We start from the raw sequence: 14,807 nt of genomic DNA, 5'->3' as shown, positions 1-14,807 counted from the left end.
TCACAACAATCAAGAGGCGTTTCTTATGACCCGCGACACCGCCGTAGCCCGATATGGAAAACTTTCAATCACCCTGCACTGGCTGATGCTGGTGCTGTTCGTCGGCGTTTATGCCTGTGTCGAAATCAAGGGCTATCTGCCCAAGGGCAGCGAAGCGCGAGGGTTGCTGATGGGCTTGCACGGCTTGTTTGGTGCAAGTATTTTCGCCCTGGTCTGGTTTCGCCTGATCGGACGCCTGAGCCCACGACCACCGATCACTCCGAAACCACCGGCCTGGCAGACCGCTATCGCGCACCTGACACACCTTGCGCTCTACGGGCTGATGATCGCCACGCCCATCCTCGCCTGGCTGATGCTCGCCGCAGGCGACAAGCCGTTCCCGTACTTCGGTTTTCACGTGCCGGCACCGGTAGCAGTGGACCCGGACTTCGCCAAACAGCTCAAGTACTGGCATGAGCTGATCGGCACTACGGGTTATTGGTTGATTGGTTTGCATATGGCGGCGGGGCTGTTTCATCACTATTGGATGAAGGACAACACGCTGGAAAGGATGTTGATTGAGCGAGATTCGTGAAGGACCGCTATTGGCCGTTTATCTGGATGTCGGGTTAGGGGGGAGGGCCTGCGCGGCATTGCACCGCGCAGGCGTAGTACTTAGAAGACGTGAAAAGCTCGACGGTCTGTCCGAGACGGTCTTTAAAGAACTAAGTATTAATCCAGATCACGCTAATACCGTGTTTTTCAAAAAAAAAGAAAAGGTTGTTGGTTGGAATAGACGCTGGTGGTTCTGCGGACTTTGTCTGCGAGCGGACATTACCAATGGACATGCCCCCGGGTGGCGTAAAAATTGGTGCTATCGAAATTCAACCATTTGTACGATTCATGGAGTCGATCTACAAAGGCTACTAGTTACACCTCAATTATGTCGCGCATGGGATGCCTTTTTACAGGGGCTAAAGTCCCGAAGGCTGGACGAGAACTGGACGTGCGAGCATTACTTACGGTTTAGGATTAGTATTGTTAGCAGATTAACCAATTGGAAGCGTAAACAAAGCGTTGTCGTTATTGATCTCTTTGACAGCTTGTATAATATTTTTTTGCTTGCTCCAGTATACAACGGTAATCAAGGCATGGCGCTAGATATGTTTGGCAAGACAAAGCCGTTCGTGCGCAATACGATGTCTAATTATCACGATGGTATTATGTATGGCGCTGAATTGGCCGGTTGCAAGGCCCGATTTGCCAGTTTGTTGCTAGCTGGATACTTGATGGGCGTGATAGGTGAGCAAGATTTTGAGTTTGCGGAAAACAAAAGCGCTGAGCTTAAAATATGGCGAAGTTACAATCCAGAAATAATTCGATCGATAAAATTTGGTTGCGCGAGTGCTGCAGACTATAGATCGCTCGAGTCATATCTGGCGGGTTATAGGGATATAGGTTGCATGCGGCTTATACGCGCAGTTGACGATTATTTAACTGGGTATTAAGTTATCTTGTAATATCGTCGGCGCAACGAGCTTTATAATGGCTTTTTTATACTTAAACTTTTGAATGCGTAGCCAATTCACGTTAATATTAACGCTTTTTTTTCAAGTGTCTTACTGAGCGCTTAGGTTCACTGATCATTCTTCGGTATTGTAGATAGCTCGACGAATAAGTTACTCGCTCTACTGGTTATTAGGGACGCTGCTTGAAACTAACCCATCTCCGTATGACACTGCGGTGCTCAGTCATAGCCGTCACCTCGCCAGCGGTACACACTTGCGGCTGGCTTCGGTGACGAAGCCCGAGCGCGAGCTTTGCGCTGCCTAATCACCCTTCAAGCTCGCCAGTTTTGCCCTCCGCTGTATGATGCGCGCAATTTGATTTGCCGCCAATCCGCTATCCTCTACCTTGTTGCCTTTTTACAGCCGGCGAAACAGTGGGCCGGAATCGGCCGGCGCCGCTGAGAGTCAGGCGGCCAAGCTGCTGCCGGTCCGCGCAGCGGTTTCTCAAGACGTACGCCGCGGTCAAAGCGTATAGCCAGGTGTCGGCCTCCAGTTGGCGCACATCGCCAACTCTCAGGCAAACCACTCCGAATGCCGCCGGCCGCCACCGCTCAAGGACAGCATTAGCAGGGCGCGATCACGCACGCCCTAGTCGCAAGTGGCCAGCAGCGACTGCAACGCCCTAGCATGATGGCAGTTTTTTTGCGCACGCTCATTCCCTGGCGTGATTGTGCTTTGCTTGCCTCACGCAGCGGTGTCCCCGCATCCTCACATGGATTGGCCCATTCGCTGATCCTATGCCATTTGCCATTTGCCATTTGCCATTTGCCATTTGCCCAGTCCGAAAGACGATGACTGACGGTGTTAAAGGCCAGCGGAACGACATTGGCTTTGATTCGCGAGGCCACTAGCGCGGTGTCGATTGATGGCGGCAACAGGTGTGCCTCAAACACCGTCGGCCATCAGCCGTGCCAAATGATCGAACGCAAAGTGCACGGCCACGGACGGGGATAGTAGCCTGTCGCCTAGCGCCTAGCGCTTGGCCATAACGTAGCTGCAGCTAGGCCGACCAGTAGGCGAGGGAGCTACGATAACTGTGCACGGTATTGGCCGCGGTACCAGCGGCGATAAAAGCAGCCGCGGCTTCCTGGCGTGGAGCGCCAAAGCATTTGGATTCAGCGGCGTTCCGGCAGTCCGCGATAACTGGTCTGTATTATTTGATACTTCCAAGTATTGAAAATCCATTCTTTTGGAAATATGGTCAAATAACATTTAATTATCAGACCTAATATAACTGTAGGTAAGCTAAGGCAGTGGGGGTACCAGAAAGTGATGTGTTTGCCGCTGCGGGTCCGGTGCTAGGCCGTGGCGAACGGCCGACGGTCGAACGCGTTCGTCTGGAGCTGGGGCGGGGCAACCCGGCGCGCGTCAGTGGGCTGCTCTATCAATGGTGGCGCGTTTGGCCGAGCGCTTGAGCGGTGAGACCCGCCTGCCGGCACTACCGAGAGACGTCTCAAAGGCCTTTGTTGCTGTGTGGCAGCAGGCAGTTCTGATGGCGCGGGCTGATGCCGAAGAGGCAATAGCGGAGCAACGCCAGGTGCTATCCGAGCGGGAAAGGCTGGCGGTGGTTGAGGACCGAGCGCGTCAGGATGCGGCGCAGTTCCGCCACCAAGCGGCGTAGGCGCTGACGAGGCGCCAAGCGGCTGAGACATGACTGGCCGACCTCGCCTTGTTGCTGGCGCAGCGTCGGACGCAGATCGAGTACCTGCATCAGCAGCGCGGCGATCTGTTTCGCGAGCGGGTGAAGCTCAGCACCAAGTCAGACAATCCAGCGGGAACTGCAGGCATTGCGGCTCAAGACCGAGCAGGAGCGTATCGCCCAAGAGAACTACGTGCGTGGCGTTGAAGCTCGCGCCCACCGGGTGGTCGATCACGCTAAGAAGGAGGGCAGGAGACGATTAACCAGCTAAAGATGCGCTGGCTCAGGAAGAGCTATTAGAAGTTAGGGGCAACAGCTGTCGGCTTGCAAACACCGCAAAGTCAACACGCGATTGATGTGGTTGGGCCGGCATGGCGGATGGAAGAAAGCATCGACGCGATCAGGACGGCGTTGAGCAAGTGTCAGAAGGATTTGACTGACGCCATGCGCAGCATCGCTTGAATACTGTCAGCAAGCCGGCTCCTACAGGTCTGGCGTCGAACCGAAATGTGACGTGGCAACCTGAACACGCTTCGGCAGACTGGCACGTTGCCTAGCCGCCGCGGATCAGCTGTAGGAATTCCTGTCGGGTGTTGTACGACTCCCTGAAGGCGCCAAGCATCACAGAGGTGGTCATCACCGAGTTCTGCTTCTCTACACCTCGCATCATCATGCACATGTGTTTGGCCTCGATCACCACGGCCACCCCGGCGGCATTGGTGACCTTGGCAATTGCATCGGCAATCTCCCGGGTGAGGTTTTCCTGGATCTGCAGGCGGCGGGCAAACATGTCGACAATTCGCGCGACCTTCGACAATCCCAGCACTTTGCCTGTCGGTATGTAGGCAACATGAGCCTTGCCAATAAATGGCAAGAGATGATGTTCACACAGCGAATACAATTCGATTTCACGAACGATGACCATCTCATCGTTATCCGACTCGAACAGTGCGCCGTTGACGATCTCTTCCAGCGTTTGCCGGTAGCCATGGCAAAGATAACGCATGGCCTTCGCTGCGCGTTCCGGGGTCTTGAGCAGGCCTTCACGCTGCGGGTCTTCGCCGACGTGCTGGAGAATTTCCCGGTAGTTTTCCGTCATTGGTTCGTTCATCGGTCGACCTTGTTGTTATGGGTGCGAAAGAAGCTGCTAAGCCTTTGGCCTGCTCAAACCGGTCAGCACCATGCTGGTGAACAGAGTCGTCAGACTTTCCAGAGGAGGCCGCGCGCCCTGCGGGTAACCGGCCACCACGCCATCGAGCAATGCTTGCATGCCCAGCGCCATTGGGGGGCGCTGGCCGGCCGGCAACCCACAATGACTGAGGATGTTTTCCAGCTGCCGGGTGCGGGTGTCGCGCAGCTGCTCGACGCGTTCGCGCTGCTCCAGACTGAGGCTGCGAAATTCCATGCGCGTCAGCGTGTGGCGCTGATCGTGCAAGCTGTTGAATTGCAGGTGCGCCCGCACGAAACGTTGAAGTTGCAGTCTGCCGTCAGCCTGCCGCGCGACCTTGGTTTGCAGCAACGCCAGCAGCTCGCTTTCATGCGTCTCGATCAGTTCGAACAGCAGCGCCTGCTTGCTTTCAATGTGGTTGTACAGTGACCCCGGCTGCAAATGCATCGCTGCTGCCAATTGGCGCAGGCTGACACTTTCGAATCCATGCTCGGAAAATAACCCGAGCGCCGTGTGGTACAGCAATTCGCGGGTTCCGACATCGCCATCCGGCTGCCCAGGCCAGCGAGGCTGAGGGCCGGCGGCCGTTGCGTCGCGGGCGCCAATCATGGACGTTCCAGCAAAAGGGCGACGCCCTGGCCACCGCCAATGCATAAGGTCACCAGGCCTTTTTTTGCGTCGCGCTTGAGCATTTCGTGCAGCAGCGTGACCAGCACACGACAACCCGAAGCGCCAATCGGGTGACCGAGGGCAATGGCGCCGCCGTTGACGTTCACTTTGTCAAAATCCCAATCCAGCTCTTTACCCACCGCCAACGACTGTGCAGCGAATGCTTCGTTGGCCTCGATGAGATCGAGATCAGCCAGGCTCCACCCGGCTTTTGCCAGACACTTGCGACTTGCCGACACCGGCCCGATGCCCATGATCGCCGGGTCCACGCCAGCACTCGCGCCCGCCTTGATCTTTGCCAGAACGGGCAAGCCCAACTCCCTGGCCTTGTCTTCGCTCATCAACAGCACTGCAGCGGCGCCGTCATTGATTGTCGAGGCGTTGCCGGCAGTGACGCTGCCGTCTTTCCTGAAGGCCGGTTTGAGCCCGGCCAGGCTGCCAGCAGTGGTTTGCGCGCGAGGTTGCTCATCCACGGCAAACAGCAGCGGCTCGCCTTTGCGCTGGGCAATCGGCACCGGGGTGATCTCCGCGACAAAACGGCCGGCCTCAATGGCTGCGCTGGCCAGTTGCTGCGAACGCAGGGCATAAGCGTCCTGCTGCTCACGGGTCAGGCTGTGAGCATCGACCAGATTTTCCGCAGTGATGCCCATGTGGTAGTCATGGAAGGCGTCGATCAGGCCGTCCTGCAGCAGCGAGTCGGCCAGTTGCGCGTTACCCATGCGCAAGCCGGTGCGCGCTTTGGCCAGCGTGTAGGGGGCCAGGCTCATGTTTTCCATACCGCCGGCGATCACCACTTCGGCATCGCCACAGCGAATCGCCTGAGCCGCCAGCATCACGGATTTCAACCCGGAGCCGCAGAGCTTGTTCAGGGTCATGGCCGATACGCTATGAGGAAGGCCTGCGTTCAGCGCCACTTGGCGCGCAGGGTTTTGCCCACACCCGGCCGTGAGCACCTGGCCGAAAATCAACTCATCGACCAGGTCGACGTCAATTGCGGTTTTTTTCAGCAACGCCTGGACCACCACGCTGCCCAATTCCACGGCACTGGTGTTGGCCAATGCGCCCTGGAAGGTACCGATGGCGGTGCGGGTGGCGGCGACTATCACGACTTCATGCATGCTGTGCTCCAGTTTTCGGTAGATACGGCGTGGTGCCTTTTCCGGCAAACGACGCCTGCCACACTCGGGCTTAAAGTTGGGTAACGGCTATTTTGCTGCCGGTCTGACTGGCATCGTGGAACTGCGCGTTCGAGCCATCGCGCCACCGTTCAAGCAATTGCGCCTGACGCTGTTGGGCGTGGACGAGGAAGCGCTCCTTGACCGGGCCATAACCGCGCACGCTGTCTGGCAGCTGTGCCAGGTCCTGGGCCAGGCTCAGGTTGTCGGCAGTCAAATCCATCAACACTTCGTCGAGGACTCGTTCGTAATTGGCCAGCCAGTTACGTTCCACCTTGCGTTCGTGAGTGTGACCAAACGGATCGGCCCAGGTGTTGCGCAGGAACCGGAACCTGGCCAGAAGCTTGAAGCCTTGCAGCATCCATGGGCCAAAACTGCGTTTTTTTGGCTCACGGCCACTGCCGTTGTCATTTAGCAGCGGTGGAGCGAGGTGGAAGCGCAGGCGGTAATCACCCTCGAAGCCTGCCTGGATTTTTTGCAGGAACTGGCCGTCGGTAAACAGGCGTGCCACTTCGTATTCGTCCTTGATGGCCAGCACTTTGAAGTAGTAGCGGGCGACGTTTGCCGACAGCTCGCCCGGTTGCCCGAGCAGCGCAGTCTCCGCCTGCATGAACTGCTCGACCTTGTCCCGGTAGCGCTGGGCATAGGCTTTGTTCTGATAGCCGGTGAGGAATGCCACGCGCCGCTCCAGCGTTTCTTCCAGGCTTTGCGACAACAGGCGGTCGGCATTCTGTACCTTGCCCGCTTCCAGCTTGCGCAATACCCGTGGCAAATCTTCGGCGCTGCGTCGGCCCCAGGCAAACGCGGCGAGGTTGAAGGGCACCGCCGTGCCATTCAGTTCGATGGCTTGCAGCAGCGCCGCTTCGCCAACCGGAAGCCAGCCTTTCTGGCAGGCATAGCCAAGCATGAAGGTATTGGTGGCAATCGAATCGCCCATCAATGCCGTGGCGATTTTGCTTGCGTCGATGAAGTCTGCCTGAGCATGACCGACCGCTTCAGCGATTTGTGCCGACATGGTCCGGGTCTGGAATGTCGGGTCCGGATGCTTGAGCAGGTCACCGCTTTCCGCCTGTTGCGCAAAGGTCCGCACAAAAGCGCTGGTGATGGTTTCTTCGCTGTTGATCAGCGCATGCGTAACGCCCTGGCGCAGCTTGGACAGGGTTTCGGTATTGGCGCTGACCACCAGATCACAACCCAGCAGCAGGGCCGCTTCACCTTCGGCAATCCGCGGTGCAAACAATTGGTCCTGATGCGCGGCAATGCGGATATGCGACCATACGGCGCCACCTTTTTGCGCCATGCCGGCCATGTCCAGGTTCAGCGTGCCCTTGCCCTCGATAAACGCCGCCATCCCGAGCAAGGCGCCAATCGTCACTACGCCCGTACCGCCCACGCCGGTCACCAGAATGCTGTACGGCACGTCCAGCGCGACAGTCGAAGGCGTGGGCAAGTCCCAGACTTCATCCGCTTTCGCTGCCAGCGCTTTGGGTTTGCGCAACGTCCCACCTTCGACCGTGACAAAACTCGGGCAGAAGCCGTTGAGGCAAGTGAAGTCCTTGTTGCATGAAGACTGGTCGATTTCACGCTTGCGGCCGAACTCGGTTTCCACCGCCACCACCGACATGCAGTTGGACTTGCTGCTGCAATCGCCGCAGCCTTCACAGACGGCTTCGTTGATCACCACCCGGCGTGCCGGATCGGGAAACTTGCCGCGCTTGCGCCGGCGACGTTTTTCCGCAGCGCACGTCTGGTCATAGATGATGGCCGACACGCCCTGGAACTGGCGCAGCTCCTCTTGCACTTCGTCCATCTTGTCGCGCCGCAACACCGCCACGCCGTCTGCCAGATCGTTGATGTGCTGGTATTTCTCGACATCTTCGCTGACCACTACCACGCGCTGCACGCCTTCGGCCACCAGTTGCCGGCTGATTTGCGCGACGCTGAGGCTGCCGTCGACAGGTTGTCCGCCGGTCATGGCGACGGCGTCGTTGTAGAGAATCTTGTAGGTGATTTGCACCTTGGCGGCGATGGCCGCGCGAATCGCGAGAATGCCGGAGTGAAAATAGGTGCCGTCACCCAGGTTGGCGAAGACATGCGCCGTGGTGGTGAACGGTGCCTGACCAATCCACGCGACGCCTTCGCCGCCCATCTGACTGAACGTCTGGGTCTGCGGGTAAATCCATGCTGCCATGTAATGGCAACCGATGCCGGCCAGTGCACGACTGCCCTGCGGGACTTTGGTCGAGGTGTTGTGCGGGCAACCGGAACAATAGTGGGGCACGCGGTCCATCAGATTGGTGAACTGACCTTTGCTGGCCCGCTGCGCATCGAGCACCGCCAGCCGTACTTGCAGCGGGCCGTTTTGATGCAGGCGCAAGATGCGTTTGGCCAAGGCCCGAGCGATCATCGCTGGCGTCAGGTCGCTGATCGCTGGCAGCAACCAGTCGGTGTGAGGCAGGCTCCACTCACCTTTGTCATCAAACTTGCCGACGATGCGCGGGCGGACGTCGTCGCGCCAGTTGTAGAGCTCTTCCTTCAACTGGTATTCGATCATGTGGCGTTTCTCTTCCACCACGACGATTTCCTCCAGGCCCTCGGCGAACTGGCGCACGCCTTCCGCTTCCAATGGCCAGACCATCCCGACTTTGTACACGCGCAGGCCGATCTGCTGCGCAAGCGTCTCGTCGATACCGAGGATTTTCAGGGCCTGGCACACGTCGAGGTACGATTTGCCGGAGGTGATGATGCCGATGCGCGCTTTGGGTGAGTCCATCACGATGCGGTCGAGGCGGTTGGCGCGGGCGTAGGCGAGGGCGGCGTACAACTTGTGCTCCAGCAACCGCTGCTCCTGCGCCAGGGGCGGATCCGGCCAGCGGATGTTCAAGCCGCCTTCAGGCAACGGGATTTGCGGAATGATCGGTTGTACGCGATGAATGTCGATGTCGACGATGGCCGCGCTTTCTACGGTATCGGCCACAGCCTTGAGGGCCACCCAGCACCCGGAATAACGCGACATGGCCCAGCCATGCATGCCGTAGTCGAGGTATTCCTGAACGCCCGAAGGTGCCAGCACCGGCATCATCACCGCTTTGAAAATGTGCTCGGTCTGGTGCGGCAGTGAAGAGGAGCGCGCCCCGTGATCGTCACCGGCAATGGCCAGCACACCGCCAAACTGTGAAGTACCGGCAGCGTTGGCGTGGCGGAACACGTCGCCACAGCGGTCGACGCCCGGGCCCTTGCCGTACCACATGCCGAACACGCCGTCGTAGGTCGCGCCTTCGAACAGATTGACCTGCTGCGTGCCCCAGATCGAGGTCGCGGCGAGGTCTTCGTTCATGCCTGGATGGAACACCGTGTGGTGCTCCTTGAGATAGTCGCGCGCCTTCCACAATGCCTGATCGAAACCGCCCAGCGGCGAGCCTCGATAACCGGAAATGAAACCGGCCGTGTTCAGACCGTTGGCCAGATCGCGCTGGCGCTGCATCAACGGCAGACGCACCAGCGCTTGAATCCCGGTGAGCAAAACTTTTCCAGTGTGCTGGACGTACTTGTCATCCAGAGACGGGGCCGCACTCATGTTCATTCTCCAGGCTTTATTGTCATGGCGGCGCCAGAGGCACGGCGTTGCCTTGTTATTGGCCGAAGTCTAGGGAGCGGTGTAGTCATCGTAAAATCACAAAAACAGGCAGTCGGTATTGGTTATTCCAATAACGCGCCACATCGCCGGCTTGTATTGCGCGATCCCTGTCTGGCGTTTGTGCATTTGACCAATAGCGAAATGCACTTCAGCAATGCTCCCTTTCGTTGTGCCCAAACCACCCCGTCCCGTCTACTTCAACCCACGCCGAATGCCCTGGGGCGGTGCTGATCAGCGAGGTCCACAGGGCCCGACGCCACGGCCGCCAATAACAACAAGAATGTAGAGGGAGTGTTGATGATCGACGCAAAGCTGAAGTCGTTAAGCCTGGTTGTCTGGTTCAGCGTGACCGGGGGAGCCTTGATCGTTGCAGACAGTCAGGCGGCCGAGTTTGATACCGGCAGTCCTGACCTCACAGCGCGCTGGGACAACACCGTGCGCTACAACCTCGGCATCCGGGCCGAAGGGCGCGACTCGGCATTGGCCAACAACGCCAGTTACGATGAGTCAGACGCCAAGTTTGATCGTGGCGACGTGGTGACCAATCGCGTCGATGTGATGAGCGAAATGGAAGTCGCCTACAAGCAATACAACGGCTTTCGCATCAGCGCCGCGGGCTGGTACGACCAAGCTTACGAAGACACCGACGTCGAAACCAGCCCGGGCAATGTCTACTATCCCGGCATTTTTCCCGGCACCAGCACGCCGAGTTACAACAACGGCAAATACTCCAGTTTCACCAAGCGTTACCACCGCGGACCGAGCGGCGAGTTACTGGATGCCTTCGCGTTTACCCGCTTCGATCTGGGCGACATCCCGGTCAGCGTGCGTGCCGGCCGGCACACCGTGTATTGGGGCAATGGACTGCTGATCGCCGGTCATGCCGTGTCCTACTCGCAGGCACCGCTGGATGGTCGCAAAGCGGTGAGCAACCCTGGCACCGAAACCCGCGAAATCTTCCTGCCGCTGACGCAGATTTCCACCCAGGCGCAAGTCACCGACAAGCTGTCAGTGGCGGCGCAGTATTTCTTCGAATGGGACACCACACGCGCCCCTGAAGGCGGCACGTATCTGGCCTCCGCGGATGTCGCGCTGGAAGGGCCGGACCGCTTGCCGCTGTTCAGTGGTTTCTCGCGGCCGCTGATTGACCCGCTCAAACCCAAGGACAAGGGTAACTGGGGTGTGATGGGCACCTACAGCTTCGACTTCCTGCATTCGGAAGTCAGTGCCTTCTATCGCGAGTTCGATGACTACAACCCATGGGGCCTGCAAGTGGCGCCGACTTTCGCCCGTTACGTGTATGCCGAGAACGTCAAACTCTATGGCCTGGGGTATTCCGCAGGCCCGGTGCTGGGTGGCGGGTCCCTCGGCGTAGACCTGTCCTATCGGCAAAACACCTCGCTGGTCTCCAGCAACATCAGTACGGCAGACAATCAGGGCGCACGCGGTGACACCTGGCACATGGTGGTCAACGGCCTGTGGCTGCTGCCGCGCACCGATTACTTCGACACCGGCAGCCTGATTACCGAAATGGCGTTCAGTCATGTGCAGCGGGTCACCAAGCACGAAGAACTCTTCAAGGGCGAGGGCTATGACGGCTGCCCGGCGGGCCAGGACAAGCACTACGGCTGCGCGACCAAAAACTATGTCGGCCTCGCGGTCAGCTTCGCGCCGCAATGGCTGGGGGTATTCCCGGGCTGGAATATTTCCACGCCCATGAGTGTGGATTACGGGGTCAACGGCAATGCCGCCACCGGCGGTGGCAACGAAGGCAAATACACCTGGAAAGCCGGTGTGAAGGGCACCTACGACGAGCGTGTCGACGTGACCCTGTCGTACATCGGCTACGGCAGCGAACGCAAATATGGCGAGGTTGCCGGCGTAGGCAAAACCGTGATTGGCGGGACCGGCGACGTGGGCCTGACCGACCGTAACTGGGTCTCGCTAACCCTCAGCACAGCGTTCTGAACCGCCCTTGAACTGCAATGCAGTGATTGCCGGGCTCGGCTATCACCCATCTGAATGGAGAACGTTATGACGGTTAATGCATATGCGATAGGCCTTGTGGCCGTTGCTTTGGCGGGGTCGGCCGTGGCCGATGAGGGCGCTACCATCGCCGACCTGGGCGGCAAGCTGACGACCTTTGGTGCAATTGTGGCGGGTAACGCGGCGGGCACTATTCCGCCCTACGAAGGTGGCCTGAAAGTGCCCGCAGGGCTGGTGCCCGGCGACGGCAACTGGCCAAACCCGTTCGCCAGCGAGAAACCACGACTGCGCATTACCGCGGCCAACGCCGACCAATACGCCGACCAACTGGCCGCCAGGCAAATGCAGTTGCTCAAGCAGAACCCCGACACCTATTACCTAGAGGTGTACCCCACCCACCGCACGGCGACCTTTCCGGCCAATTTTCTCGCCGCCACCCAACGTAACGCCAACCGCAAGGACTGCAAAACCGAGAACGACGGACTGTCGATCAGCGAGGGCTGCCGTGGCGGCCTGCCGTTTCCGTTGCCGCGAGATGGCCGAGAACTGATGTGGAACTACATCCTCAACTACCAGGGGGTGAATGGCTGGGACTGGAATCACAGCGCCTATGTTGTCAACGAGGGTCATGCGACGTTGACCAACACCAACCGCTCCACCGGCGAAAAACCTTTCTACCAGATGGATGTTCCGGGGCGTGATCCGAAAATAGCCCAGCGCATCTGGTCACGCATCGTCGCGCCGGCCCGTACGGCCGGGCAGGCTTCCGGGTATTGGGATTACCTCGATCCGGTCGCCGACTCTCGTTATGCGTGGAGCTACAGCACCGGCCAGCGCCGTGTCCGCAAAGCCCCGGAATTCAACTACGACACGCCCAACTCGGCATTTGGTGGTGTGGCGTTCTACGACGAAATCTTCCTGTTCTCCGGAAAGATGGACCGCTTCGACTGGAAGCTGGTGGGCAAGAAGGAAATGTTCATCCCCTACAGCAACTACACGCTGAAATGGGGCTGTGACATGGACAAGAAGCTCATGCCCAAGCATATCAATCCTGCCTGTGAGCGCTGGGAGCTGCACCGCGTCTGGGTGGTGGAAGCGACGCGCAAGGACGGCGTGCGCCACGCGCAGAAAAAACGCCGCTACTACATTGACGAAGACACCTTTGGCGCTGCGGTCTACGACGCCTGGGACGACAGCGGCGCGCTGTTTCGCACCGGCTCGCAATACAACATCCAGGCCTATGGCGTTCCGAATAATCCGCAACAGGATTCCTACTCGTTGTACGACTTCACCCGTGACCAGTACGGCATGTTCGGCAATGGCCCGACGCGCTACCGCGAGGCCCCGGTCGCTGAGCGTGAAGCCAATCCGCAGACCATAGCCGGTGGCCAGACCCGCTGACCTCATGCTCCTTTTCGGCGCTCGCCATGGGCGCCGATTTTTTTATCCGTCCCGAGATCCCTTTATGAGCGAGATTCACCAACGTTTAGCCGGCAAAGTCTGCGTGATCACCGGCGCCGGCAGTGGCATCGGCCGTGCCTCGGCCCTGCGTTTTGCCCAAGAGGGCGCCACGGTGGTGGTCACCGACCTGTTCGCTGAATCGGCGCAGGCCGTGGCGACTGAAATCGGCGCCAAGGCACTGGCCCTGCAGGTGGATGTCGGCGATGAAGAGGCGTTGCGGCTGATGGTCGAACAGACTGTGCAAACCTTCGGCCGAATTGACGTCCTCTTCAACAATGCCGTGTACCGAAACCCGGCCACTACCCGCGACATTGACTTCATCAACTTCAACACCGAGCTGTTCCACAACTGCATGCGCGTCAACGTGCTGGGTGGCGTACTGGCGTGCAAATACGCCTTGCCGCACATGCTCGCCCAAGGCAGCGGTTCGATTCTGTTCACCTCGTCCACCAGCTCGATTGCCGGGGAAATTTCCCAGTTCAGCTACGGCGCTTCCAAGGCCGCGCTCAACTGGTACGTGCAAAGCATTGCCGCCACCTTCGGCAAACGCGGCATTCGCTGCAACGGCATTTTGCCTGGAGTGATTCGCACGCCAGCCATGGAGAGCTGGGCCAACGAGGCCATGAAGGCCGCGTTTCTGGACCTGCAAAATGTACCGCAACTGGGCGAGCCGCAAGATATTGCCGCTATGGCGGCCTTTCTCGCCAGCGATGACGCCGCCTACGTCAACGGCACGCTGATGCGTGTTGACGGCGGCATGAGCTGCGGCACGCCGATGGTGCCGGTGGTGCGTAATTTTCTGCTGCCGCAAACCTCGGCTTGATCCCGAAATGCTGACGAGCAAAGCGCGGGCCATGTGGCGAGGGGATTTATCCCCGTTGGGACACGAAGCGGCCCTCCGCGACTGATCAGACAGAACAAGTCGCCTTGATCGGGGATAAATCCCATTGCCACAGATTTTTTGCTCGCCGGAAAATTGCCTCAAGTGACCAACATCACAATCTGACCCCGATCCATTCACTGCACTGGAGCCCGTTTAATGGCACTCGAACAGGAACGTTTCATCCTCGACATGCTCGCCGCCTGGGGCGACGGCAGCGATGGCAGCCGCCCGGATATCGAACGCATCATGGCCACCTTCGCCGACGACGCCGTATGGCAACTGTGGGTGCCGGGTGGCCCGGTGATCCGCGGAAGTCAGGCGCTGCGCCAGGAGATCGAGCGGCAGATGAGTTACGTCACGCATAACCGCTGCACCACGCGCCACATCGTCTCCTCCGAGCGCGTGGTGATGACCGAGCGCGATGACTACTGCGTCAGCAATGGCGTGCCGATGCCGCACTCCATGGTCGCAGTCTACGAGCTGGACGAGCACGGTCTGATCTGTGCCTGGCGCGAATACCTGGACACCGCCGATCTGGCGAAGAAAAAGGGTGTGGCGCTGGAGCACGTCGGCGGGCCGAGCGCTGTTACCACCAGCACCCATTGATACCGGCGCTGGACGACAGCGCGTGAGGAAGACCCC

Annotated in this window: 10 protein-coding genes and 1 pseudogene; 7 read left to right on the top strand and 4 right to left on the bottom strand. The window is 59.0% G+C overall.

Features of this window, described 5'->3' with window-relative positions; translation table 11 throughout:
- Positions 1-25: 25 nt before the first annotated feature.
- The 3 genes and pseudogenes from F8N12_RS14550 to F8N12_RS27645 form a co-directional block, all read left to right on the top strand.
- Positions 26-574: a cytochrome b gene (locus tag F8N12_RS14550; protein ID WP_150581045.1), complete on the top strand. Its 549-nt coding sequence runs from the start codon at positions 26-28 to the stop codon at positions 572-574.
- Positions 558-1,487 carry a hypothetical protein gene (locus tag F8N12_RS14545; RefSeq protein WP_150581044.1) on the top strand — a complete coding sequence of 310 codons (930 nt, stop codon included), beginning with the start codon at positions 558-560 and terminating at the stop codon, positions 1,485-1,487. Before F8N12_RS14550 ends, F8N12_RS14545 begins: the two co-directional genes overlap by 17 nt.
- A gap of 1,313 nt (positions 1,488-2,800) precedes the next feature.
- A pseudogene (locus tag F8N12_RS27645) lies at positions 2,801-3,439 on the top strand (DNA-binding protein); the annotation flags it as partial.
- A 300-nt stretch (positions 3,440-3,739) separates the two neighbouring features.
- Here F8N12_RS27645 and folE read toward each other — a convergent pair.
- The 4 genes from folE to F8N12_RS14515 all read right to left on the bottom strand — a co-directional run bounded on the left by folE (position 3,740) and on the right by F8N12_RS14515 (position 9,775).
- Positions 3,740-4,297: a GTP cyclohydrolase I FolE gene (gene folE, locus F8N12_RS14530; RefSeq protein WP_150581043.1), complete on the bottom strand. Its 558-nt coding sequence runs from the start codon at positions 4,295-4,297 to the stop codon at positions 3,740-3,742.
- A 36-nt stretch (positions 4,298-4,333) separates the two neighbouring features.
- Positions 4,334-4,963 carry a TetR/AcrR family transcriptional regulator gene (locus tag F8N12_RS14525; protein WP_150581042.1) on the bottom strand — a complete coding sequence of 210 codons (630 nt, stop codon included), beginning with the start codon at positions 4,961-4,963 and terminating at the stop codon, positions 4,334-4,336.
- Positions 4,960-6,141, bottom strand: coding sequence for an acetyl-CoA C-acetyltransferase (locus F8N12_RS14520; RefSeq protein ID WP_150581041.1), 1,182 nt, complete (start codon positions 6,139-6,141; stop codon positions 4,960-4,962). The genes F8N12_RS14525 and F8N12_RS14520 overlap by 4 nt, the downstream gene beginning before the upstream one ends.
- A 70-nt stretch (positions 6,142-6,211) precedes the next feature.
- Positions 6,212-9,775: an indolepyruvate ferredoxin oxidoreductase family protein gene (locus tag F8N12_RS14515; RefSeq protein ID WP_150581040.1), complete on the bottom strand. Its 3,564-nt coding sequence runs from the start codon at positions 9,773-9,775 to the stop codon at positions 6,212-6,214.
- Positions 9,776-10,132: 357 nt separating this feature from the next.
- Between F8N12_RS14515 and F8N12_RS14510 the strand changes: the two genes are divergently transcribed.
- From F8N12_RS14510 to F8N12_RS14495, 4 genes are all read left to right on the top strand, one after another.
- Entirely contained in the window at positions 10,133-11,803 is a 1,671-nt protein-coding gene (locus F8N12_RS14510; protein ID WP_150581039.1) for a DUF1302 domain-containing protein, read from the top strand.
- Between the two features lie 66 nt (positions 11,804-11,869).
- Positions 11,870-13,222, top strand: coding sequence for a DUF1329 domain-containing protein (locus F8N12_RS14505; RefSeq protein ID WP_150581038.1), 1,353 nt, complete (start codon positions 11,870-11,872; stop codon positions 13,220-13,222).
- Positions 13,223-13,286: 64 nt separating this feature from the next.
- Positions 13,287-14,105 (top strand): SDR family NAD(P)-dependent oxidoreductase, encoded by an 819-nt coding sequence (locus tag F8N12_RS14500; RefSeq protein WP_150581037.1) that lies wholly within the window; start codon positions 13,287-13,289, stop codon positions 14,103-14,105.
- Positions 14,106-14,321: 216 nt separating this feature from the next.
- A complete protein-coding gene (locus F8N12_RS14495) occupies positions 14,322-14,771 on the top strand; it encodes a nuclear transport factor 2 family protein (protein WP_150581036.1) in 450 nt (149 codons plus the stop codon).
- Positions 14,772-14,807: the final 36 nt, after the last annotated feature.

Source organism: Pseudomonas fluorescens, assembly GCF_902497625.1.
GTDB lineage: Bacteria > Pseudomonadota > Gammaproteobacteria > Pseudomonadales > Pseudomonadaceae > Aquipseudomonas > Aquipseudomonas fluorescens_BQ.
This window is presented reverse-complemented; position numbering and strand designations above follow the sequence as displayed.

Coding starts and splice junctions, on each gene's coding strand:
- F8N12_RS14520 (WP_150581041.1), bottom strand. CDS start 6,141: ATGCATGAAGTCGTGATAGTCGCCGCCACCCGCACCGCCATCGGTACC.
- F8N12_RS14510 (WP_150581039.1), top strand. CDS start 10,133: ATGATCGACGCAAAGCTGAAGTCGTTAAGCCTGGTTGTCTGGTTCAGC.
- F8N12_RS14500 (WP_150581037.1), top strand. CDS start 13,287: ATGAGCGAGATTCACCAACGTTTAGCCGGCAAAGTCTGCGTGATCACC.
- folE (WP_150581043.1), bottom strand. CDS start 4,297: ATGAACGAACCAATGACGGAAAACTACCGGGAAATTCTCCAGCACGTC.
- F8N12_RS14515 (WP_150581040.1), bottom strand. CDS start 9,775: ATGAGTGCGGCCCCGTCTCTGGATGACAAGTACGTCCAGCACACTGGA.
- F8N12_RS14550 (WP_150581045.1), top strand. CDS start 26: ATGACCCGCGACACCGCCGTAGCCCGATATGGAAAACTTTCAATCACC.
- F8N12_RS14505 (WP_150581038.1), top strand. CDS start 11,870: ATGACGGTTAATGCATATGCGATAGGCCTTGTGGCCGTTGCTTTGGCG.
- F8N12_RS14495 (WP_150581036.1), top strand. CDS start 14,322: ATGGCACTCGAACAGGAACGTTTCATCCTCGACATGCTCGCCGCCTGG.
- F8N12_RS14525 (WP_150581042.1), bottom strand. CDS start 4,963: ATGATTGGCGCCCGCGACGCAACGGCCGCCGGCCCTCAGCCTCGCTGG.